This is a genomic window from Flavobacterium qiangtangense (assembly GCF_042658345.1).
GTDB lineage: Bacteria > Bacteroidota > Bacteroidia > Flavobacteriales > Flavobacteriaceae > Flavobacterium > Flavobacterium qiangtangense.
The window spans coordinates 401,006-424,580 of record NZ_JBHSQB010000007.1 but is presented as its reverse complement, the minus strand read 5'-3'; the positions used below and the strand labels follow the sequence as shown (position 1 = coordinate 424,580).

Genomic DNA, 23,575 nt, shown 5'->3' with positions numbered 1-23,575 from the left:
CAAAGTATTTGATTTAATGATTATAATTAAAATACATTGAGAAGTTAGTAGAAAATAAAATAGTATTTAGTTTTTAGATTTTTTATTTCGAAAAAGCCATCAAAAGCCGTTGATGGCTTTTTTGCGTTTAAAAAGGTTTTGGTTGGATTATTTCGTAAATTTGCCTACATTTTTGAATACAAAAATATGAACCATACTTACGATAAAATCAGTCCGTTTAAAATCAAAATTTCTTTTGAAAAAGTAATTCAGGTTTTAGAAGAAATCGCCAAATCAAACGTTGATTATCGTGCCACTTATGCCAAAGGTTTGCTGAAAGAAATTGAGCCTTTTCCAGAATTGCGAGAAGGAATTGAATCTTATGAATTGATTGAAAAGCATTACCAATTAATAAAATATTTGCTGTCAGATTTGTTTCCAACGGCTTTGACCAAGAACGAAATTAAGGCGGTAACCGTTCCTTTTTACAATTACATTTTTAATATTTCTGAGCGACTTGAAAAAATTATTACAGATGCCGGCGAAGATTTTGAAATAATTATTCGAGATTTTGACGAGCATCAGTTTTACGTAATGAATTGCACGTTGATTCTCAACTATTATTATGGCTATAAAATCGATTTTTCGAGCCCAATTTTCTATGATATTCCAGATAAAGACGGTGTAATTAAACATTACAGAATTCTTTATAACGCTGATTTTTTAGATATTTCTCCAACGGAATCTGCGATAGCGTTGACACAAGATGACATTCATCTTCTGCTAGATAATTATGATAATCTAGAACTTTGGAAAGAAAAATTTCCCGAAGGAAGTTGGCTCGTGAAAGGTTTTGGAATCATGACTTTGTATGATAACACGGTGGAAAGCGCAATTTCAAATTTAAAAAGTAACCTTTTAAGTTCTGAGGAAAAAACGTCGCTTCGCGATGAAAGTATGGAAACTATTTTTCGTTCGATATTTAAAGTTCCAGATTTGAGAATCGGTTTTACGGCGTTCAGTTATGAAGATACCAATTTTAAAATAGCTGATTTTAAAGAGAATATTAAAAGTTATATAATGCACGACGGCTTTGAAGAAGACTGCAAAAATATGCTTGGCGAATGTTCACTCGATACTTTATTAGGTCAGAAAAAATTCTTCGTAATTTCTGATGTAAAGGAATTTTTGTTAAATATGCCTGATGAAAAAAGACTTGCGGAACATTTATTGGCGCAAGATATTCACAGCTGTATTTTTGCTCCGGTTATAAAAAACGAACGACTTTTGGGAATTGTTGAATTGGTTTCTTCGGTTCCAAAACAACTTAATTCTATAAATGCCAATAAGTTGGATATGGTTTTGCCGTTTTTGGTTGATACAATTGACCGATTTTATGTCGATATGCAAAACCAAATTGACGCGATTATCCAAAAAGAATATACCGCGATTCATCCGAGCGTTTACTGGAAATTCCGTCAAGAAGCTTCGTTGCACACGACCGATAAAAACAGCCGAGATTTGCCTTTCAAAGAAATTGTTTTTAAGGAAGTTTATCCGCTTTATGGTCAAATTGACATCAAAGGTTCTTCAACGGCAAGGAATTTTGCAATTGCAAAAGATTTGTCGCAACAAATTTATTCGCTTTTAGAATTGCTGAGATATTTAAGCGAAAATTTAAATATGCCAGTAATTTATCAGAATATTTTTGAATTGGAAGCCTATGAATTGCAGTTGAAAGAAAATTTAAAAGCAGATACCGAATCGATTATTCAGAATTATATTTTGAATGAAGTGCATCCGATTTTGGAACATTTTAAAGGACAGCAAGGAATAACGGGAGACAAAATTGGCTCTTATTTTTCTAGTTTGGATGCGAAAATTAATATGGTTTACAACGCTAGAAAAGATTTTGACCAAACGCTTTCTTTGATTAATAAAAAAATGGCTTCGCTTTTAGATAAAAAACAAGAGGAAGCACAGTCGTTTTTTCCGCATTATTACGAAAGATTTAAAACCGATGGAGTAGAGCATAATTTGTACATTGGAGCTTCAATTGCGCCGTTATTGGCTTATAATCCAATGTATTTAAGTAATCTTCGCCTTTGGCAATTGCAGGCTTTGTGCGAATTGGAGAACGAATATTACCAGCTTCGACCAACTTTGCCGTATGAATTAGACGTAACTTCTTTGATTTTGGTTTTCAGCCAACCGATTTCCATCCGTTTTAGAATGGACGAAAAACGCTTTGATGTGGACGGAACTTATAATGCGAGATACGAAGTCGTGAAAAAGCGAATTGACAAATCAAACATCAAGGGAACCAACGAAAGAATTACCGAAAAAGGGAAAATCACGATAGTTTATTCTCAAAATCAAGAGGAAGCCGAATACAGAAGATACATCAAATTGCTTCAATTTAAAAATAAGTTAGGCAAGGTAGAATCTTTTGAAGTAGAAGATTTACAAGGAGTTACAGGTTTAAAAGCGCTTCGCGTTGAAATTCTATACAGTCAAAATGATGATTCAGAAACAAGTTATACATTTCAAGATTTGCTAAAAGAATTACCTTCAAAAAATTAAACGTGCTTAAACGCATAAACAAACGCAAAAAACGAAAGAATAATCCCAAACATAAAAACATTGTAAGTAATTCGCAATAATTTATATTTTCGGTTCAAAACCAAACCGAGATAATACAAATCTTTAATCATCGAATTATAAAGATATTCGCGGTCTTTCATCATCTCATTCATTGCCCATTGGTATTCATCGATGGGCATTTTATAAAAATTTCCGAAGAATAAAAGATTGACTTTTCGGTCGTCAATATCTTTTCTGGTAAAAAATCCGCTGGTCACTTTTGGTCGTGTAGAAAGTATCGCAAAGACGATAGAAACTACGCTAAACATCAACATAATAAACGTTGGAAAAACCAAATGTGCATTCGACGGACTGTCTAATTTTGGAATCAAAGTCGAAAGTGCAATCGAAATAATTATCGCGTTAACAGAAAGCAGAATGTTCGCCTTGCTGTCGGCAATCTGGCTCAATTGCGTGTGATTGTTGAGCGTCACCCTGAAAACGGTATCAATCCCACGTTCTGGACTGTCCATTTTTTCAAGCTTCTTTTTGTTTAAAATATCTTTGGTTTTTTCCTTCTTTTCTTTTGACATCGAAGTTATTTTTTCCTGAATCAAAGAAAGATTGGTGTCTTTCAGCGGTTGCCAATTTTTCTTGGCAAAATCAGTAAAAAATCGATGTCCGCTCACAAAAATGCGCTGATTTTCTTTCGCCCATTCTTTGTTGCTAAATTCTTTTAAGCCAAGATTTTTCCACTCCTGGCGCAATAATTCTGAAAAATTCAAATAATCTGGGCTGGCAAAGTGCGAACAATCGGCATCGCGAATTATTTTTTCCAAATGACTTTCTGGAGTTGTGCATAATTCAGTCGCAAGAATTAATCGTTTGATAATTTCGATTTTTTCCTCCGGATAATTATTTTCTTTTAAGAACTTAGAAGCAATTTCGGCGCTTCTTTTTTCGTGATTTTCTCCGCCAGAAATATATCCAGAATCGTGAAACCAAGATGCCAATACAAGTAATTCTGCATCTTCGGTAGAAATGTTTTCGCCTTCTATAAGAATATTCACACTATTTACAACACGCAAAGTATGATTGAAATTATGGTAAATATATTCAGAAGATAAGCTATCTTTGAATAGGACAAATATAAAATTTTCCGCTTTTTGAACGATATTCATAGAAATTGAATTAAATCTACCACCAAATTATGAAATTATTTCGGCTTAATGTGATTGATAAACGAAATATAATACTGTTTAAGTATTTCGCCATTGCATTTATTTTGCAATCGTGTGCCACCAACCATTCTCAATTCGGTAAAAAAGAGCCGGTTACCATCAAAGATAATTTTAATAATTCTAAAGAAATTGCGCACACTTTCTATTTAATTGGCGACGCAGGCAATGCCGATGAGCCAAAAGCCAAGGGAGTTTTAGAACTATTTCAGGATAAAATCAAAAAAGCCGATTCAGCGAGCACCGTTATTTTTCTTGGAGACAATATTTATCCAAACGGAATGCCTTTGCCAAACGACCCAACTCGAAAATTGGCGGAAGAAAAAATGACAATTCAGTTGGATTTGACCAAAGGTTACAAAGGAAAAACCGTTGTTATTCCTGGAAATCACGATTGGTACAGCGGTGTGGAAGGTTTGAAAGAGCAAGAAAAATTCGTGAAAGATTATTTAAAAGCTAAGAAATCATTTTTGCCAAGAAATAACTGCGGACTTGACCACATTGATATCAACGAAAATGTAGGTTTAATCGTAATTGACAGCGAATGGTATCTTGAAGATTGGGACAAACATCCAACAATAAATAACGATTGTGACATTAAAACCAGAGAGCAATTTTTTGAAGCTTTTGAAAATAAATTAAACGATTACCAAAACAGAACCACGATTATCGCGATTCACCATCCGCTGATGTCAAACGGAACGCATGGTGGCCAATTTTCTTTAGTAAAACATTTGTTTCCGTTAGAGCAGAAAATTCCGCTTCCTGTGGTGGGAAGTTTGATAAATTTATTGAGAAAAACTTCTGGAATCAGTCCGCAGGATTTGCAAAATAAAAAGTACAATGCCTTTGTAAAACGAATCAAAACCTTGATTCAAGAAAAGAGCAATGTGGTTGTAGTTTCGGGCCACGACCATAATTTACAATACATCGACAATGAAAATGTCAAGCAGATAATTTCGGGTTCGGGTTCAAAAACTGAGGCCGCGCGAGCTATTAATAAAAATGATTTCTCGTATGGAAATAACGGTTATGCGGTTTTAGAAGTCTTGAAAAACGGAGCTTCAAAAGTGTCATATTTTGGGATGGATTCCAAAGGAAAAGAAGGTCTTTTGTTTCAACAGCAAACTACTTTCAACCGACCAAAACCAAACTTGAGAGAATTTCCAAATAAATTTTCTACGTTCAAAGATACCACGATTTACACCAGCGCAGAAACCAAAAAAGGCGGAGCCTATCGTTTTCTTTGGGGGAAACATTACAGAAATATTTACAGCACAAAAATTCATGCGAAAGCGGTGAGTTTGGATACGCTTTATGGCGGTTTGACGCCAACAAAAGCGGGCGGAGGACATCAGTCAAAATCCCTTCGTTTGGTCGATAAAAACGGAAAAGAATATGTGATGCGCGCCTTGAGAAAAAGCGCCACTAGATTTTTGCAATCCGTAGCTTTTAAAGACCAAGCGGTTGAAAAGGATTTTAAAGATACGTATGCGGAAAATTTCATTATGGATTTTTACACGACAGCGCATCCATACACGCCGTTTATCGTTTCTGAATTGTCAGAGAAAGTGAAAATCAGCCATTCAAATCCAAAGCTTTTTTATGTTCCAAAACAAAACACTTTGGCGCTTTTCAATGAAGAATACGGCGATGAATTGTATATGATTGAAGAACGTCCGATGGATGAATGGAAGAATTTGAAAAGCTTCGGAAATCCGCTGAAAATCTTAAGTACAGAAGATGTTTTGGCCAATGTTCGTTCGGATGAAAAATATGAAGTGGATGAGCCAAGTTACATCAAAGCAAGACTTTTTGATATGCTAATTGGCGACTGGGACCGTCATTCAGACCAATGGCGCTGGGGCGAATATAAGGAAGATGGAAAAGTTATTTACCGCCCGATTCCTCGTGATAGAGACCAGGCTTTTTCTAAGTATGACGGAACTTTATTGTCTATTTTGATGAACATTCCGGCATTGCGACACATGCGTTCGTACGACAAAAAAATTGACAATTTAAAGTGGAATAATCGTGAAGCTTATAATTTAGATTTGGCTTTCATCACAAAATCAGATGAAAAAGAATGGTTAAAGCAAGCGAAATACATCGTAGATAATTTGTCTGATGCTGAAATTGACAAAGCTTTTGCGGGTCTTCCGAAGGAAGTTAAAGACGATTCGATTGAGAAAATTAAATCAGAATTAAAAGCAAGAAAAAACCTTTTGGAGAAATATGCGGTGCAGTATCACGAAATTCTTCAGAAGACTGTTTTGGTTGTTGGAACTGATAAAAAAGACCGTTTTTTAATTACAAGACAAAACGACGAAACAAAAGTTGAAGTGTACAGAATTAAAAAAGACGGCGAAGAATTGATTCACGAAAAATCATACAATTCTCCAGAAACAAAGGAAATTTGGGTGTATGGTTTAGACGGAGATGACGTTTTTGAAATAAAAGGGAACGGCAGGAAAAAGATGAAAATCAGACTTCTTGGCGGACAAAATCGCGATTCATATGTAATTGATAACGGTAAAAAAGTTAGAATTTACGACGCCGATAATGATGAAAACGATGTGGTTTCCGCTGGAAAAGCAAAATTAATGCTTTCGGATTCTTATGAAATCAATACGTATGACTATGAAAAACCAAAATATAATGTCTTTGCAGGCTATCCATTATTAGGGTTTAACCCAGATGACGGCGTGAAAATCGGTGCGAGAGTAAATTACACGGTGAACGGTTTCAATAGATTTCCATATTCGCAACGTCATACAATTGGAGCCAATTATTATTTCGCGACAAGCGGATATGAATTGTTATACAAAGGAATTTTTCCAAGGCAAATCGGTAAATGGAATTTGGTTGTGGATGCTTTATACACCAGCCCAAATTTTGCTATCAATTATTTTGGTCTAGGAAATGAATCCGAAAATCCGCAGAAAGAAATCGACAGAGATTACAATCGTGTAAAAATTAGAACGTTGAAAGCAACTCCGTCAGCACAATGGACTGGAGAACAAGGTGGTTTTGCGGTGGTTCAGGCTTCTTTTGAAAGAATTCAAGTCGATAATACAGCAGGGCGTTTTGTGAATGTTCCTGGCGTTGTAAATCCTGATGTTTTCACTTATAAAAACTTTGTGGACGTCAGCGGAAAATATGGTTTTCAGAATTATGACAACGTTTCGAATCCCGCATTAGGAATGACTTTTTATGTTCTTGGTGGCTACAAAATGAACCTTCAGGAAACGGACAGAAAGTTCCCTTACGCGGAAAGCGCGCTTGGATTTACGTACAAACTTTCGACCAGCGGAAAATGGGTTTTGGCAACGTTAGTGAAAGGAAAAGCGATTTTTGACGACAGTTATGAGTTTTATCAAGCAGCAACAGTTGGCGGTGATATGGACTTGCGAGGTTTCAGAAACAATCGTTTTTCAGGAAAAACGGCGTTGTACCAAAGCACCGATTTACGTTTAAATTTGGGTAAAATCAGAAATGGATTTGCGCCAATTCGCTACGGCGTTTTTGGAGGATTCGATTACGGACGCGTTTGGGTTCCGAATGAAATTTCAGATAAATGGCACCAAGCTTACGGCGGTGGAATTTGGATTAACGGTGTCAATTTGGTTACAGGCCAAATGTCGCTTTTTCATTCCACAGACGGCCTGCGATTCACGGCTGGTTTAGGGTTTGGATTTTAAATCTGAGATTTTTATTTTATAAAGATTACCACCGGTTTTTTTATCTTTTTCGTCCACAATAAGAAGGGTCTCGTTGTCTTTAAAACAGATTCCTTCTTTTTGTGTGACTTCTGGCAATTGAATTTCTTCTGTTTTTCCGCTTAAGAAATCATCAGAAGAAAAATTGGTTAAAAGATACACTCTGCTGGCGCTTAAAATGGCAACAGTTTTTCCGTCAGGGCTTATGTCTGCTGAAGTAATTGCACATTTTTTATAAATGTTGCACGCTTGAAACGTGCCTAAAAGTTGCGCTTTGTGATTTCCTTCTTGGTTTGGAATTTTATACAAAAATACGATTCCGTCAAAACCTTTGCTTCTGTTTTTGGTGAAAATATAGAAGTTGCCATTGTGTTCAAAAAAAGATTCGGCGTCATAAAGAAGCCCAGATTTCTTTGGAGGAAATTCGGTTTGCTCTGGATAATAAAAAGAAATTTTTTGAGAAGCGGTTGCAATATCTTGCTTCAAATTATCTGAATTGACTTTGTAAATGCAAAGGTCTTTTCGGGCGTTATCATTGTTCCCAAAATCTCCGATGTATAAATTTCCGGCTTTATCAGACGTCAAATCTTCCCAATCCACGTTTTTTACATTCTCAATTTTAATGGTTTGGTTGATGCTTCCATCTGAATTTAAGCCATAAATATTGTTCTTATTGCCGCTGTCTTCCAAAACCCAAATAAGGTCAGAAGCGCTCGAAACCTCGACTCCAGAAGCTTCCTTTAACTTGATTTTTACGGTATTTGTATTTATTTCTTGAGACTTTCCGTTGCAAGAAAGTAAGGCAATGGCAAAAAGAGGAAGGTAATATTTCATAGGATTTTTTCTTTCAATGAAAGTACGTCTTTATTTTTTTCTGACAATAAAAAAGGCTCTCAGAATTTCTGAAAGCCTTCGCTTATTTTTTATTTCGAGGAATTAATCTTCCATTGCTTCACCAGACTTTCTGTAGATAAAGCTTCCGTAGATGTGTCTTCTTGCAAAACGGCTTGGAGATTCAGCGTTTACCATTTTCACGTAAGTATTTCTTGGAACACCAATGTATTCGTACATATTTCCGTTCAAATGCTGAATTTTCAAAATCTGTTTTTCAAAATAAAAATCGTGAATATTAGATTTTGCAATAGTTTCAGTGTATTCTTCCTTATATTTTTCTTGCGTTTCTGGGTTGATGCTCACCAAAAAGTGGTACGCTTCAATCACAGATTTGCTTTTTTCTTCAGCTTCTAATTTTCCAGCATCGTCATTCACAAATTTATCAGGATGCGAGTCTTTCATCGTATTTCTGTAAATTGTTTTTAATTCTTTTAAAGTAACGGTTTTATCAACCCCAAGAAGCTTTCTGTGCTCAACAACTCTTTTCATAATTTTGAATCCTTATTTCGGGGTGCAAAAGTAGGTAAATTAATTTGAAATATTATAATTAGTTGGGTGTTAATTTGTTTGGGTGCTTTGAAATAGACTTTTTTGTTTGGTTAAGAATTACAGATCAGATGCCGAAAAATTGATAAACACAATTTATTCTGAAATGAAAAAGCAGGGAAAAGAGGCTAAATTCAACGAAATTTTAGCAGCAAATAATATAAATTCGAATTGAATTATTCTTTTTAAGGTCGTTTAAGCAGAGATAATTACTTAAATTGCAGTAACAGGCTGATTATTTAACTCGCACTCAATATCATGGAACACGATCACAGAGAAATAGGGCACGCGCACCACCACGAACAAAGCAATTTCTGTACTTATTTGCCAGCGATTGTAAGTTTTACGTTGCTCGTTTCCGGAATTATTTTCGAACAAACCGAAGCCTCCTTTTTTAGATATCCAATCAATTTAATTTGGTTTCTCCTAGCTTATGCGTTTGTAGGCCTAAAAGTCAATTTTGAAGCTTTAAAAGAAATTCGCCACGGCAATGTTTTTTCAGAATTCTTCCTGATGTCAATTGCCACAATCGGGGCATTTTTAATCGGAGAATATTCAGAAGGCGTCGCCGTGATGCTTTTTTATTCCATCGGAGAATTATTCCAAGACGCGGCAGTCGAAAGAGCACAGAAAAGCATCAAGGCGTTGCTAGACATTCGTCCTGATAAAGTGACCGTGATTCGCAATGGAGAGCTTTTTGTCGTAAAACCTTCCGAAGTAAAAATCGGTGAAATTATCCAAGTGAAACCGGGCGAAAAAGTGGCTTTGGACGGAGAATTAATTTCTCAATCGGCTTCGTTTAATACTTCGGCTTTGACCGGAGAAAGCAAGCCTGATACTAAAAATAAAGGCGAAAAAATCTTAGCCGGAATGATAAATCTGCAAATTTTAGCCGATGTAAAAGTTACGGCTTTGTTCAAAGATAGCAAGCTTTCCAGAATTCTGACGATGGTTCAGGAAGCGACCGCCAAGAAATCAAAAACGCAATTGTTTATTTCAAAATTTGCGAAAATCTATACGCCAATTGTTGTCTTTTTGGCAATCGGAATTGTCTTTCTTCCTTATTTATTTATCGAAAATTACGTCTTTAACGATTGGCTTTACCGCGGATTAGTTTTCTTGGTAATTTCTTGTCCGTGTGCGCTCGTAATTTCAATTCCGCTGGGTTATTTTGGAGGAATTGGATTGGCTTCTAGAAACGGAATTTTATTTAAGGGAGGCAATTATTTAGATGTAATGACAAAGGTTGACACCGTCGTGATGGACAAAACCGGAACTTTGACTAAAGGCGTTTTTCAAGTCCAAAAAGTAGTTTCTGAAGGAATTTCTGAAGAAGAATTAATCAAAATAACAGCTTCGCTGGAAAGCAAATCGACGCATCCAATTGCCAATGCGATCGTTCAATTTGCAAAAGAAAGCTATAAAAATGTTTCGGTAGAAAATGTAGAAGAAATTTCTGGCCACGGACTTTCGGGAAAAATTGATGGCAAAAATGTCTTGGCAGGAAATGCAAAACTGCTTCAGAAATTCCAAATTGATTATGATAAAACCATAGATTCAAATCCCGAAACTATTGTGGTTGTTGCGATTGAAAATAAATATGCGGGCTATTTTATAATTGCAGATGAAATTAAAGAAGATGCCAAAGATGCGATTTCAAGATTGCACCAAATGAATATCAAAACGGTAATGTTAAGCGGTGACAAGCAAAGCATTGTGGATAAAATTTCTAAAGAATTGAATATCGACAGCGCTTTTGGGAACCTGCTTCCAGAAAATAAAGTTGAAAAAGTACAAGAATTAAAAAATCAAGGGCGAACAATTGTTTTTGTTGGTGATGGCGTAAATGATGCCCCAGTAATTGCCTTGGCCGACGCCGGAATTGCGATGGGCGGTTTAGGAAGCGATGCCACGATTGAAACAGCCGATATCGTAATTCAAAATGATCAGCCCAGCAAAATCGCCACTTCCATAAAAGTCGGGAAATTGACACGAAAAATAGTGATGCAAAATATCGCCTTGGCTTTTGGCGTTAAAGTTATAGTGCTGATTTTAGGCGCGGGAGGCATCGCAACTTTGTGGGAAGCCGTTTTTGCTGATGTTGGCGTGGCACTTTTGGCAATTTTAAATGCCGTCAGAATTCAAAAAATGAAAGTTTAAAGTTAACTTTGTAAAAAATTAAATCGATGAAAACACTTTTGAAATCTTTCTTGCTATTAATCGGAATGATAACTTTTTCGAATACAGCTTTTGCTCAAAAGGCGGTTCAAACTGCAATAATCAAAACTGTGATTCATTGCGATCATTGCAAAGCGTGTGAGACTTGTGGTGATAAATTCAACAAAACTTTGCTTCGTGAAAAAGGCGTTCAAATGGTAGAATTGGATGAAAAAGCAATGACGATAAAAGTGGTTTACAATTCAAAAAAGACAAATTTAGATAAGGTTAAAACGGCTATCACAAAGCTGGGATATGATGCTGACGATTTAAAAGCGGATCCAAATGCTTATCAAAGTCTTGACAATTGCTGTAAAGCTTAATTTCTTTTAAGGTGACAAACGAACAAAAAGCGATAAAAGCTACGTATTTCAGCATCTTCGGAAACGCCGCATTGGCTTTAATCAAGTGGCTCGCGGGTTACTTTGGGAATTCGTATGCGCTGATTGCTGATGCGATTGAATCAACTTCTGATATTTTTGCGTCGTTTTTGGTTTTATTTGGAATTAAATATTCAAGCCGTCCAGCGGATGAAAATCATCCTTATGGCCACGGACGAGCAGAACCTCTGATTACATTTTTAGTTGTAGGATTTTTGATAACTTCGGCCACGATAATTGCTTATGAAAGTATCGTAAATATCCAAACGCCGCACGATTTGCCAAAACCTTGGACCTTAATTGTTCTTGGTGGAATTATTATTTGGAAGGAAATTTCGTTTCGATTGGTAATGAAAAGGAGCAAGGAAACCAAAAGTTCGTCGTTGGCCGCCGATGCTTGGCACCACCGAAGCGACGCAATTACTTCGGTTGCGGCTTTTATAGGAATTTCAATTGCGTTGTTTTTTGGAAAAGGCTATGAATCGGCCGATGATTGGGCAGCGCTTTTTGCTTCCGGATTTATTTTGTTTAATTGCTACAAGATTTTCCGTCCGGCTTTGGGCGAAATTATGGACGAAAATTTATATGAAGATTTGACTTTGGAAATCAGAAAAGCTTCGGTTAAAGTCGAAGGAATTATTGATACTGAAAAATGTTTTATCCGTAAGGCCGGAATGAATTATCACTTGGAACTTCACGCCATTGTCAACGGAGATATTTCGGTAAAAGAAGGACATCTTTTGGCGCACAATTTAGAGGATTTCCTTCGAATTGAAATCCCTGAATTGGGACATATTTTGATTCATATTGAACCAAATGAGTATTAGTGATTATAGTTAATTCTCTATAAAAATATAAAATATTGCTTTGCGTCTTCGCGACTTTGCGTGAAAGATATCCTGCAAAGGTGCCAAGACACAATATTATTAGTTCAGTTTCTCAATAACTCTATCTGGATAATCCGTAATAATTCCATCCACTTTCAACGAAATCATATTTTCAATATCTCTCACGTCATTCACCGTCCATGGAATAATTTTCATGTTTTTAGCTCGTACAGAATCGATTAAAGCCGAATTTACCAAGCCATAATGAGGTGCATAAATTTCTGGCTTGAAATTTAATTTGGCCAAATTTTTATCCAAACCCATATCTCCAGTCAAAAAAGCAATCATTATTTTGGGCGCTTTTTTATGCAAAGCATTTAAAATATTTGGGTCAAAAGACTGCACGTTGCAATACTTCTCAATTTTCTTTTCTTGGATGACTTGTAAAACCAAATCCACAAATTCTTCAGGTTGAGGTTGCTTGATTCCATAATCTCCCGAACCCGATTTTATTTCAATGTTGTAACGAATTCTCCGTTTGTTGTTTTTTACAATATAATTTTCAATGCTGTCAATCAATTCCGAAAGCAACGGTTTGTAGGTTTTCACACTTTTTTGGTCAGGAAAAGCAGGATTCGTTCTCAATCCAGCGTCAAAACTCCTGATGCTGTCATACGTCATTTGGTACAAATTCGATTTCTTTTCTTCATCTTTCGTAACTGGATTTCCGTTTGGCCAAGAAATATAGGCGGAATGCATAAAAGTATCGTGAGAAACCACCACTTTTTTGTCCTTTGAAATCACCAGGTCTAATTCGATGACATCAGCACCTTTATCAATTGCGCTGTAAAACGCTGGCAAGGTATTTTCAGGAAAATAGCCTCGGTCACCGCGATGCGCTTGTACTTGAATAGCATTTTTTTGTTTTGGAATATTGGATTTGCAACTAAAAAAAATCGTAAAAGCCGATGCAATTGCGAAAATATAAAAATTCTTCATTTTAAAAATTTTGGTAAATAGGAGAGAAGCAAATTTAAGAAAAACAGATTTATTAGAAGTCTTTGTTTTACCTAATAAAATTGATTTTTCTAATCACAGTTTGTATTTTTGCCAAATGAATGATAATTTTATAAATGAATACTTTGGGATAGGAATTCAAAATGGTAAAACTCCTGAAAATCTGGGTGTTTTGTGGAGATCTGCTCAAAATTTAGGTGCCACTTTTATATTTACGATAGGCAATCGATATGCCAAACAAGCCTCTGATACGCATGACGCGGTAAAGTCGATTCCTTATTTTCATTATGATACTTTTGAAGCTTTTTTTGAAAACTTACCAAAAGGAGCACGACTAGTTGGAGTTGAATTAGATGAAAAAGCGTGTGATTTAGAGAGCTTTGAACATCCCAGACGTTGCGTTTATTTATTGGGAGCAGAAGATCACGGATTATCTCAAAAAGCAATTGATAAATGCCATCATTTGGTGAAATTTAAATCAGAAAAAAGTTTGAATGTGGCCGTTGCAGGGACTATTGTTATGTATGACCGAAATTTGGCTAAACCGCGCTCTTAAGTTTTAAAATTCTATTTATACTTATCCAAATTTAAATTAAGAATAGTGCCAACTCTGCTGAACTCTTCATTAATTTTTGCATTCAAGATTAGCTGTTCGTTTTTCATTGGATGATTAAAAATTAACTGATGTGCATGAAGCATCATTCCTTTCAGCTCATAATTCTCCAACCATAATTTATTTTGTTTGTTGCAACCGTGCGGACGGCTTCCTAAAATGGGATGAAAGATATGTTTGAAATGTTTTCGCAATTGGTGCATACGTCCAGTCTCAGGAACCGCTTCGACCAAGCAATACCGGGACGTTGGTTTATTGTTGAATTCTAAGGCAACTTCGGCATTTTGTAAACGATGAAAGTAGGTTATCGCATTTTGTGTAATATTGTCATCATTAGTCAAATCATAATCAATCGTCATTTCTTCGGGTGACCAGCCACGTAAAATAGCCAGATATTTTTTCTCGACTTCGCGTGTGGCAAAACGCTCATTCATAATTTTCAAGGTCTCTTTATCCAAAGCAAATAACAAGACTCCAGATGTTTTTCGGTCCAACCGATGAATCGGATAAACGTGTTGCCCAATTTGATTTCGCAGTTCTTGAATGGCGTAAATCTTTGCATCGCGTGCATAAAATGATTTATGAACCAACAATCCGCTTGGTTTGTTGATTGCGATGATATATTCGTCTTGATAAAGAATTTCTAACATTTGCAAAAATAAAAGCGATTTTGAGATAGCTATAAACGAAAAAAGCTCCAGATTTCTCTGAAGCTTTTTTTTTACCTAGTAGCGGGAACAGGACTCGAACCTGTGACCTTCGGGTTATGAGCCCGACGAGCTACCTACTGCTCTATCCCGCGATGTGCGTTTGTATTCTCAATATGTATTTTTGTTTACTGAACCAGTAAAACTTAGTAGCGGGAACAGGACTCGAACCTGTGACCTTCGGGTTATGAGCCCGACGAGCTACCTACTGCTCTATCCCGCGATGTTTCGGGTGCAAATTTACGACGAATATCTTAAAAAACAAGCTTTTTAATGAAAAATGTTTTATTTTCTCTATTGAACTGATATGACTACCTTTGCAAAATAAATATTTTTGAAATGTCACATAAAGCAGGATTTGTAAATATCATCGGTAATCCAAACGTTGGGAAATCAACGCTGATGAACGCGTTTGTTGGCGAACGTTTGTCAATTATCACCTCAAAAGCACAAACAACACGTCACAGAATCTTAGGGATTGTCAACGGAGAAGACTTTCAGGTCATTCTTTCTGATACGCCTGGAATCATCAAGCCGGCTTATGAACTGCAATCTTCGATGATGGATTTTGTGAAATCTGCTTTTGAAGATGCCGATATTTTGATTTATATGGTTGAAATCGGGGAGAAGGAGTTGAAAGACGAAGCTTTTTTCAATAAGATTGTGCACGCTAAAATTCCGGTATTGTTGCTTTTGAATAAAATTGACAAGTCGAACCAAGATGTATTGGAAGCACAAATTGCACTTTGGAAAGAGAAAGTTCCAAATGCTGAAATTCATCCGATATCTGCTTTGGAGAACTTTAATGTGAAAGAAGTTTTTTCAAGAATCATCGACCTTTTGCCAGAATCGCCGGCGTATTATCCAAAAGATGCTTTGACAGACAAGCCGGAACGTTTCTTCGTAAACGAAACTATCCGTGAGAAAATCTTAATCAATTACGAAAAAGAAATTCCGTATTCAGTGGAAATTGAAACAGAAGAATTTTTGGAAGACGAAAAAATCATCCGTATTCGTTCTGTAATTATGGTGGAAAGAGATACCCAAAAAGGAATCATCATCGGTCACAAAGGCGGTGCTTTGAAAAAAGTGGGAATGCAGGCTCGTGAAGATTTAGAGAAATTCTTCGGAAAGCAAATCCATATTGAATTGTATGTAAAAGTTAATAAAGACTGGAGAAATAGCGCTTACCAATTGAAAAGATTTGGATATAATAATAAGTAGGCTTGAAATTTTAGCCACAGATTAAAGGATTCGACGGATTTTTGAAATTAACAAATCAAATTTAATCTGCGAATCTGCGGTAAAAAACTAAATCAATTGCTCCGATAAATTAAGGAGTTCGTCCATTTGGCGGGCTCCTTTTTTTCTGTTATATCTGGCCAGAAAATATAAGACAAACCAAGCGTTGACCAAAAGAAACATTAGGGTCAAGTCAAATTGTGGCGATTGTTCCAAAGCCCATTTCGAATACGCGATGATTCCAAAGATTACGAATAAAACTGCTACAATAAAATGAACCGCTAAAAAGACAAACCAAAGGATTGGGTCAGGCCCAAAGGTTCCGATGACGTGCGTTCTTCCGTCTTCATATTTGTCTAATTCAATGTGCAAAGTGGGCGACCAGAACTCACGACGTAACATCCCGATGCCAAGCCAAATGTGGTTTCCAGCATTATTTAGCTTGAAATTATCCGATTCAGATTGCCTCAATCGCTCAAAACCTGCCTTAATTTCTTCGGCAGTTTTAGACGAAAATCGTTCAAATCGAAGACGTAGTTTTATGTTTTTCTTGCTTTCCATTTTCTTGAGAATAATATACATATAAACACAAAAACACATTTTTTATTTTTTAAAGAAAAGCTAAATTCAAGTTAAACAAATCATTACAAAATTGGCAGGCAGAAACAACTTACTGCTTCATAGCGTGAAAGCTTGTGCAAAAGTTGTACCTTTGCAAAATATTTGAAAAAATTATGAACAATATTGTTGCGATAGTAGGAAGACCTAATGTGGGGAAATCAACCCTTTTCAATAGGCTGATACAAAGAAGAGAAGCTATTGTAGATTCAGTTTCTGGAGTTACCAGAGATAGAAATTACGGTAAAAGCGAATGGAACGGAAAAGAGTTTTCTGTGATTGATACCGGCGGATACGTGCGCGGGTCTGATGACGTTTTTGAAGGCGAAATCAGAAAACAGGTGGAATTGGCCATCGACGAAGCTGATGTTATCATCTTTGTCGTGGATGTTGAGGAAGGAATTACTCCGATGGATGATGCTGTGGCAAAATTGCTTCGCAAGGTTACAAAACCGGTTTTATTAGCGGTAAACAAAGTTGACAATGCTATGCGTGAGAAAGACGCGGTGGAATTTTATAACTTAGGACTTGGTGATTATTACACGTTTGCCAGTATTTCTGGAAGCGGAACAGGAGATTTATTAGATGCTTTAATTGAGTCATTTCCGGTAAAACCAGAACCAACTCAGGAAGAAATTGAATTGCCTCGTTTTGCAGTTGTTGGTCGTCCAAATGCTGGAAAATCGAGCTTTATCAACGCTTTGATTGGTAAAGACAGATATATTGTGACTGATATTGCGGGAACAACTCGTGATTCTATCGATACAAAATTTGACCGTTTTGGATTTGAATTTAACTTGGTCGATACTGCGGGAATTCGCCGTAAGGCAAAAGTTAAGGAAGATTTAGAATTTTATTCAGTAATGCGTTCGGTTCGTGCGATTGAGCACGCCGACGTTTGTATCTTGATTATCGACGCCACAAGAGGTTTTGAAGGTCAAGACCAAAATATTTTTTGGTTGGCTGAAAAGAATAGAAAAGGTGTGGTTATCTTGGTAAACAAGTGGGATTTAGTCGAAAAAGACACGATGTCCACCAAAGAATACGAAGCAAAAATCCGCAAGGAACTAATGCCTTTTACCGATGTGCCGATTATTTTTACGTCAGCAATTACAAAACAACGTTTGCTAAAAGCGTTGGAAGAAACGGTAAAAGTTTTTGAAAGCAGAAAGCAAAGAATTGCGACTTCAAAATTCAACGATTATATGTTGAAATTGATTGAAGCGTATCCACCGCCGGCTTTGAAAGGTAAATATGTAAAGATTAAATTCTGTATGCAATTGCCAACACCAACGCCTCAGTTTGTGTTTTTCGCCAATTTGCCACAGTATGTAAAAGACCCGTACAAGCGTTTCTTGGAAAACAAAATTCGTGAACACTGGGATTTTTCAGGCGTTCCGATTGATATTTATATTAGAGAGAAATAAAATACGAATTGGCTGAACAGAACTTAATTTGAATACCTAAAAAAAACACTTGTGAATTATTTTGCAAGTGTTTTTTTATGTTTATTTTCAAGGTGAATTGAAAGTTCTAAAAAGTTGTTGAGGTTAAATTTGTGTAAAAAAAAACTCCTTAATTTCTTAAGGAGTTAATCGGTGGGCGATGAGGGGTTCGAACCCCCGACCCCCTCGGTGTAAACGAGGTGCTCTGAACCAGCTGAGCTAATCGCCCGATTTCAGCAATTTGGTTTCCCTTATTGCGTGTGCAAATATAAGCTAGTTTTTTAAATCTGCAAGCATTTATTTGAAAAAATTACAAAATTTCTGCAACTACAAAAGTGCTTCCGCCAATGTAAATAAAGTCGTTCTCAGAAGCATTTTTCTTAGCTTCTTCATAAGCTTCTGTAACAGAATTAAATACTTTTCCGTTAAGTCCAAAAATTATTGCTTTTTCTGCTAAAATCGAAGCTTCCAATCCACGTGGGATATTTGGCTTGCAGAAATAATATTTCGCATTTTTTGGAAAAAGTGGCAAGACATCGTCCAAATCTTTGTCATTAACAACTCCCAAAACAAAATGCAAAGTATCAAAATCTTCTCGTTGCAATTGTTTCATCACGATTTCAAGTCCGTGTTTGTTGTGTGCCGTGTCGCAGATTATTTTTGGATGGGTTCCAAGTTGTTGCCATCTTCCTTGCAATCCGGTATTTTTGACTACATTCCAAAAACCATCTTTTATATTTCCTTCCGAAATTTTAAATTGGTTTTGAGATTGCAGAACACGAATTGCCTGCAACACCGTCTTTTTGTTCTGAACTTGATAATCTCCCAATAAAACAGAAGGATATGTTTCTTGAATTAATTCCGAAGCAAAGAAAATTTCTGATTGTGTTTCTTTAGCTTTACTTTCAAAAACTGGTTTTGTTTCAGAAGTATATTCGCCAATTACAACAGGAGTTTTTGGTTTGATAATTCCAGCTTTTTCTGAAGCGATTTTTTCAATCGTATTTCCTAAGAATTGAATATGATCCAAACCAATATTTGTGATCACAGAAAGTAGGGGAGAAATGATGTTTGTAGAATCCAATCTTCCGCCCAAACCAACTTCAATTATAGCAATATCGACGTTTTCCTGACGGAAATAATCAAAAGCCAATCCAACAGTCATTTCGAAAAAACTCAATTGATTTTCTTCAAAAAACGATTGGTTAGATGCAATAAAATCCACCACAAAATCTTGGGAAATATCTTCGCCGTTGATTTTTATTCTTTCTCTAAAATCTTTTAAATGCGGAGAAGTATATAATCCAGTTTTGTATCCAGCTTCTTGTAAAATCGAGGCTAAAAAGTGTGAAGTGGAACCTTTTCCATTAGTTCCTGCAACGTGAATTGTTTTGATTTCCTTTTCGGGATTATTGAGATGATTTGCCAACAAAATAGTATTGGTCAAATCTTCTTTATACGCAGAAGCGCCTTGTTTTTGGTACATCGGCAATTGACCGAACATCCAGTCTAAAGTTTCAGAATAGTTCATTTTTCAGAATTGAAAATGAGAAATGTGAGTTTGAAAATTAATTCAAGCTGAAGTTGTACACAATTGTTCCAACTTGTTTTTCGGGAGCATCGCTGTCAGCTTGCCATTTTGTGTTCATTGCGGCAATTTTAGCTTGGTCAGCCAAACATCTTGCCGTATTTGTGGTTCCTTTAAAATTAGTAACAACACCAATGGTTTTACCGCTTCTGTCCACAGTTACTTGAACCACAACTTTTCCAGATTCATTACAGGTATATTTTGGGGCTGGTTTAGAAAGTGCTTTTCTATTTCCTAAAGAATAACCGCCGCCACTTCCGCCACCAGAACCTGGTCCGCTTCCAGGGCCGTTGCCTGGTCCATTTCCAGGACCGTTACCGCCACCTGTTCCACCGCCAGAACCTCCGTCGCCATAATAATTGTTTGAATTTTTATCGCCGTTGAGTTTTCCTTTGTTTCCGGCAACACCGTCATCGCCATCGCCACCTTTGTTATTTCCGCCTAAGATATTTGCAAGCGCATCATTAGTCGATTTTGAAGGTTTTTTCTCGGGAACCACAACAGGCTTATCCGTTTTTTTAATTTCTGTTTTAATTGGTCTTTTATTTTCAACCACAGAAACCGCGTCTTCGTCATCAGAAGCTTGCGTCAAAATATCTTCTTGAGCGCTCGCGGATGATTGCGGAGCTGATTTTGCAGTTTGGCTTACTTTTAAAACCTCGCTCGTATAATCAGCTCCAGAACCAAATTCGCTATCGCCAAAGTTTACCGTCACACCGCCACCACCGCCACCGGCAAGCTCTTCAATTCGTTCTTGCGAAGCAAAAGTGATGAAAATCAAAAGCAAAGTGAATATCACAAACAAGACGCAAGTGATAACCAATGATTTTTTTTGTTCTTCAGAAATGGTGTGACTCATAATTTTAAATATTGCTCGATAAAAGTATAGAAAGATAACGGAAATAACGAAAAAATGTTATCTAAAAATACTGGAATCAATAATTAGACCAATTGTTTCAAGGCAATCTCGAAAGCAGTCGCGCTAATGTTTTTCTTGTCTGAATTTAAATCGTGTGCTTTTTGGATGGCATTTTTGATGATTTCAGAAGTATCGTTGAAGATTGCTTCGTCAGTCATCTGCACTTTCTTTTCCATAAAATAAGCGAAAACTCGTGCCATTCCACAGTTTGAAATGAAATCAGGAATCAAGCTTACTTTTTTATCTGTAGCTTCCATAATTGGTCCGAAGAAAATTTCTTTGTCGGCAAAAGGAACATTCGCACCACAAGAAATTACTTCCAAACCAGAAGCCGTCATGTTATCTAATTGTTCTTGCGTAACCAATCTTGAAGCAGCACATGGCGTAAAAATTTCAGCACCAATCGTCCAGATTTTTTTGTTGATTTCTTCAAACGGAATCATTCCGTCAGCAACCAATTGGTTTCCGTTTTTGTTAACGAACATCGTTCTAATTTCTTCAAAAGTGAATCCGTTTTCGTTGATAACACCTCCGTCACGATCAATAATCCCAACAACTTTCGCTCCAGAATTAGCCAAATAATAAGCTGCCGCCGAACCTACGTTTCCAAAACCTTGCACAATCGCTTTTTTTCCTTTGATGCTCCCACCATAGATATCATAAAAATGACGAACAGCTTCAGCGACTCCAAAACCAGTAATCATATCAGCAACCGTATATTTTTGGTTTACGTCTGGAGAATATATTGGATTTTCGATAACTTTTACAACACCTTGACGCAATTGCCCAATTCTGTTGATTTTATCAGCTTCAGTAGGTTTGAAATGTCCGTTGAAAACACCTTCTTGCGGATGCCAAACGCCACATTCTTCAGTCATTGGAATCACTTCGTGGATTTCGTCAACGTTTAAATCGCCACCGGTTCCATAATAACTTTTCAATAAAGGCGAAACGGCTTTGTACCACCTTTGCAAAACGCCTTTTTTTCTCGGGTCATTTGGGTCAAAGTTGATTCCAGATTTTGCACCGCCAATTGCTGGTCCAGAAACTGAGAATTTTACTTCCATTGTTTTTGCCAAAGAAAGTACTTCGTTCATATCAAGTCCTTTTCTCATTCGGGTTCCACCGCCTGCAGCGCCACCACGAAGTGAGTTTATTACAGTCCAACCTTCAGCTTCTGTTTCTGAATCTTTCCAGTTGAATACAATTTCAGGTTCTTTATTTTCAAATTTATTTAATAAATCTTTCATTGTTGAGTAGTGTTATTTTTTAGCTTCGCAAATATAGTTTTAAAGGATCAATTTTTAAATTATTTGCATAAAAAAGTCAAGCTTTCTGCCTGACTTTAAATTTTTGGTTTCTATTTTGGGATATCTTTCAATAATTCGGATAATTCTTTGTCTGTTAAATTTCTTTTTTGGACTTGAGATAAAAGGTTATTAAATTTCCGACAGACAAAATTACAAAACTGGTTAGCCATAACTTAAATCCAAGTTCCAAGGAAGTTATTTTAGAATTGTTTCCTGATTCGCTTGTCATTATAGTATCAATTTGGGAAAAGATTATAGCCAAAACTGCAGATGTAGAACTTAAATAAAATGCTTTTGGATTTCTTTGAATTGTAAATATAAGCGCAATGATGTATAAAGGATTTGCCAACCAAAAAAGAAAGGGGATGAAAGCTCCGCCTAATGGAAAAAGCGCTCCGCAAAAAAATATGAACGAACTATCTGCCCAGGCCTGTGGATTACCTGGTTTGTCGATATAAAAAGAAGGGAAAAACAAAGATGATATCAAGCTTGACAAACTCAATATAATCGTTAATTTCTCTAAATTTGAGAGTTTTAAAAAAAATAAAATAGTTTTCTTCACATTCTATTATTGGGGTTTATTAACCTAAAAAGTTTTGATAAATTTATTTAAAATACTAAAGTCGTTAAGGCAAAAATATTTTCCCAGAACTATGATCTTTCTTTGCGCCAGTCACACTCGCCAACGTATTAATTTCATTTCTCAATTTTAAAACACCCAATAATCCAAAAATCAAAGCTTCCTTATATTGTATCGTTTTGTCATCTGGAATTTCAAAAGTCATTTCCGGCAAGTAAAATTGCATTCTTTCCATCAAAAAATCATTGTAAGCGCCACCGCCGGTTGCCAAAAGTCTTCCTGTTTTTTTAGGCAAAGCCAAAGAAGTTTGAATGGCAATATGTTCTGTAAAAGAGGCCAATTTATCTTCCAAAGAAATCGAATGTTTTTCAATCATCGGAAGTACAACCGTTTTCACGAATTCAAAACCTAAAGACTTTGGATGTTTTTTGGAATAAAAATCAATCGAATTTAATTCGTCCAGAAGCGATTCTGAGATTTTTCCGGTTCTTGCTAAATTTCCTCTGTCGTCATAATCCAGTCCTAATTGATTGGCATAAAAATTCAAAACGGTATTTACAGGAGAAATGTCAAAAGCAATTCTGTTTTGATTTTCCTCAAAAGAAACATTTGAAAAACCGCCAAGATTCAGGCAATAATCATATTCCGAAAAAAGAAAACGGTCGCCAATCGGAACCAACGGCGCGCCTTGTCCGCCCAATTCTACATCTTGAACTCTGAAATCACAGATAACTTTTTGATTGACCAATGTTGAAATATTCGGAAGATTTCCGATTTGCAATGTAAATCCGTTTTGTGGCTGGTGTAAAATTGTGTGTCCGTGAGAACAAATTCCGTCTAAATTTTCGAGTTTGTTTTCTTGGATAAAATCAGAAATTATTCCTCCTAATAATAAGGTATAATCTTCATTCAGTTTTTTTAATTCAGCTTCCGAGAAATCCACAGCGTTTTTTAATCTTGAAATCCAATCTTCAGAATACGGAATTGCAGTCGCTTCCTGAATTTCAAAATGCCATTTGTTTGTTGTATTTTTAAGAATTATATGGGCTAAATCGACTCCATCCAAAGAAGTTCCCGACATAACTCCGATAACGTTATAGCTTTCTGTAATCATAATGCCAAAATTAAGTATTCTTATTGAAAATTTGATAAT

The 23,575-nt window shown here is 36.2% G+C and carries 19 protein-coding genes and 3 tRNA genes; 8 read left to right on the top strand and 14 right to left on the bottom strand.

Features of this window, described 5'->3' with window-relative positions; translation table 11 throughout:
• The first annotated feature begins 186 nt into the window (after positions 1-186).
• Positions 187-2,562, top strand: a complete 2,376-nt coding sequence (locus ACFPVY_RS09745) for a GAF domain-containing protein (RefSeq protein WP_379791796.1) — start codon at positions 187-189, stop codon at positions 2,560-2,562.
• Here ACFPVY_RS09745 and ACFPVY_RS09740 read toward each other — a convergent pair.
• Positions 2,559-3,743, bottom strand: a complete 1,185-nt coding sequence (locus ACFPVY_RS09740) for a Pycsar system effector family protein (protein WP_379791795.1) — start codon at positions 3,741-3,743, stop codon at positions 2,559-2,561. The two genes, ACFPVY_RS09745 and ACFPVY_RS09740, sit on opposite strands and share 4 nt — an antisense overlap.
• 29 nt (positions 3,744-3,772) lie before the next feature.
• Here ACFPVY_RS09740 and ACFPVY_RS09735 point away from each other — a divergent pair, with 29 nt between their 5' ends.
• Positions 3,773-7,501: a metallophosphoesterase gene (locus ACFPVY_RS09735; RefSeq protein ID WP_379791793.1), complete on the top strand. Its 3,729-nt coding sequence runs from the start codon at positions 3,773-3,775 to the stop codon at positions 7,499-7,501.
• On the opposite strand, the gene ACFPVY_RS09730 is transcribed toward ACFPVY_RS09735, so the two are convergent.
• Positions 7,484-8,353 (bottom strand): hypothetical protein, encoded by an 870-nt coding sequence (locus ACFPVY_RS09730; protein ID WP_379791792.1) that lies wholly within the window; start codon positions 8,351-8,353, stop codon positions 7,484-7,486. The two genes, ACFPVY_RS09735 and ACFPVY_RS09730, sit on opposite strands and share 18 nt — an antisense overlap.
• Before the next feature lie 102 nt (positions 8,354-8,455).
• Positions 8,456-8,902 (bottom strand): KTSC domain-containing protein, encoded by a 447-nt coding sequence (locus tag ACFPVY_RS09725; RefSeq protein WP_379791791.1) that lies wholly within the window; start codon positions 8,900-8,902, stop codon positions 8,456-8,458.
• A gap of 315 nt (positions 8,903-9,217) precedes the next feature.
• On the opposite strand from ACFPVY_RS09725, the gene ACFPVY_RS09720 reads away from it, so the two are divergent.
• The 3 genes from ACFPVY_RS09720 to ACFPVY_RS09710 are packed head-to-tail and all read left to right on the top strand — an operon-like array spanning position 9,218 to position 12,383.
• The gene (locus ACFPVY_RS09720; RefSeq protein WP_379791790.1) at positions 9,218-11,119 is read left to right on the top strand and encodes a heavy metal translocating P-type ATPase; all 1,902 of its coding nucleotides are present in this window, start codon (positions 9,218-9,220) and stop codon (positions 11,117-11,119) included.
• A 26-nt stretch (positions 11,120-11,145) separates the two neighbouring features.
• Positions 11,146-11,499, top strand: a complete 354-nt coding sequence (locus ACFPVY_RS09715) for a heavy-metal-associated domain-containing protein (RefSeq protein ID WP_379791788.1) — start codon at positions 11,146-11,148, stop codon at positions 11,497-11,499.
• A gap of 11 nt (positions 11,500-11,510) precedes the next feature.
• A complete protein-coding gene (locus ACFPVY_RS09710) occupies positions 11,511-12,383 on the top strand; it encodes a cation diffusion facilitator family transporter (RefSeq protein WP_379791787.1) in 873 nt (290 codons plus the stop codon).
• Between the two features lie 99 nt (positions 12,384-12,482).
• On the opposite strand, the gene ACFPVY_RS09705 is transcribed toward ACFPVY_RS09710, so the two are convergent.
• Positions 12,483-13,382, bottom strand: coding sequence for a glycerophosphodiester phosphodiesterase family protein (locus ACFPVY_RS09705; RefSeq protein WP_379791786.1), 900 nt, complete (start codon positions 13,380-13,382; stop codon positions 12,483-12,485).
• Positions 13,383-13,497: 115 nt separating this feature from the next.
• Between ACFPVY_RS09705 and ACFPVY_RS09700 the strand changes: the two genes are divergently transcribed.
• Entirely contained in the window at positions 13,498-13,956 is a 459-nt protein-coding gene (locus tag ACFPVY_RS09700; RefSeq protein ID WP_379792008.1) for an RNA methyltransferase, read from the top strand.
• Positions 13,957-13,967: 11 nt separating this feature from the next.
• Here ACFPVY_RS09700 and ACFPVY_RS09695 read toward each other — a convergent pair whose 3' ends face one another.
• From ACFPVY_RS09695 to ACFPVY_RS09685, 3 genes are all read right to left on the bottom strand, one after another.
• Complete coding sequence (locus tag ACFPVY_RS09695; protein ID WP_379791785.1) at positions 13,968-14,663, bottom strand: pseudouridine synthase; 696 nt, start codon at positions 14,661-14,663, stop codon at positions 13,968-13,970.
• A 79-nt stretch (positions 14,664-14,742) separates the two neighbouring features.
• Positions 14,743-14,815, bottom strand: a tRNA-Met gene (locus ACFPVY_RS09690).
• 55 nt (positions 14,816-14,870) lie between these two features.
• Positions 14,871-14,943, bottom strand: a tRNA-Met gene (locus ACFPVY_RS09685).
• A gap of 116 nt (positions 14,944-15,059) precedes the next feature.
• On the opposite strand from ACFPVY_RS09685, the gene era reads away from it, so the two are divergent.
• Positions 15,060-15,944 (top strand): GTPase Era, encoded by an 885-nt coding sequence (gene era / locus ACFPVY_RS09680; protein ID WP_379791784.1) that lies wholly within the window; start codon positions 15,060-15,062, stop codon positions 15,942-15,944.
• 87 nt (positions 15,945-16,031) lie between these two features.
• On the opposite strand, the gene ACFPVY_RS09675 is transcribed toward era, so the two are convergent.
• Entirely contained in the window at positions 16,032-16,523 is a 492-nt protein-coding gene (locus tag ACFPVY_RS09675; RefSeq protein WP_379791783.1) for a hypothetical protein, read from the bottom strand.
• 173 nt (positions 16,524-16,696) lie between these two features.
• Here ACFPVY_RS09675 and der point away from each other — a divergent pair, with 173 nt between their 5' ends.
• Positions 16,697-18,007 (top strand): ribosome biogenesis GTPase Der, encoded by a 1,311-nt coding sequence (der, locus tag ACFPVY_RS09670; protein WP_379791782.1) that lies wholly within the window; start codon positions 16,697-16,699, stop codon positions 18,005-18,007.
• 172 nt (positions 18,008-18,179) lie between these two features.
• Here the strand turns inward: der and ACFPVY_RS09665 are convergent.
• The 6 genes from ACFPVY_RS09665 to ACFPVY_RS09640 all read right to left on the bottom strand — a co-directional run bounded on the left by ACFPVY_RS09665 (position 18,180) and on the right by ACFPVY_RS09640 (position 23,536).
• Positions 18,180-18,254, bottom strand: a tRNA-Val gene (locus ACFPVY_RS09665).
• Between the two features lie 81 nt (positions 18,255-18,335).
• Positions 18,336-19,556 carry a bifunctional folylpolyglutamate synthase/dihydrofolate synthase gene (locus ACFPVY_RS09660; RefSeq protein WP_379791781.1) on the bottom strand — a complete coding sequence of 407 codons (1,221 nt, stop codon included), beginning with the start codon at positions 19,554-19,556 and terminating at the stop codon, positions 18,336-18,338.
• Between the two features lie 37 nt (positions 19,557-19,593).
• Positions 19,594-20,472 (bottom strand): energy transducer TonB, encoded by an 879-nt coding sequence (locus tag ACFPVY_RS09655; RefSeq protein ID WP_379791780.1) that lies wholly within the window; start codon positions 20,470-20,472, stop codon positions 19,594-19,596.
• 83 nt (positions 20,473-20,555) lie between these two features.
• Positions 20,556-21,782 (bottom strand): Glu/Leu/Phe/Val dehydrogenase dimerization domain-containing protein, encoded by a 1,227-nt coding sequence (locus ACFPVY_RS09650; RefSeq protein ID WP_379791779.1) that lies wholly within the window; start codon positions 21,780-21,782, stop codon positions 20,556-20,558.
• A 154-nt stretch (positions 21,783-21,936) separates the two neighbouring features.
• Positions 21,937-22,404: a hypothetical protein gene (locus tag ACFPVY_RS09645; protein WP_379791778.1), complete on the bottom strand. Its 468-nt coding sequence runs from the start codon at positions 22,402-22,404 to the stop codon at positions 21,937-21,939.
• Between the two features lie 64 nt (positions 22,405-22,468).
• The gene (locus ACFPVY_RS09640) at positions 22,469-23,536 is read right to left on the bottom strand and encodes an anhydro-N-acetylmuramic acid kinase (RefSeq protein ID WP_379791777.1); all 1,068 of its coding nucleotides are present in this window, start codon (positions 23,534-23,536) and stop codon (positions 22,469-22,471) included.
• Positions 23,537-23,575: the final 39 nt, after the last annotated feature.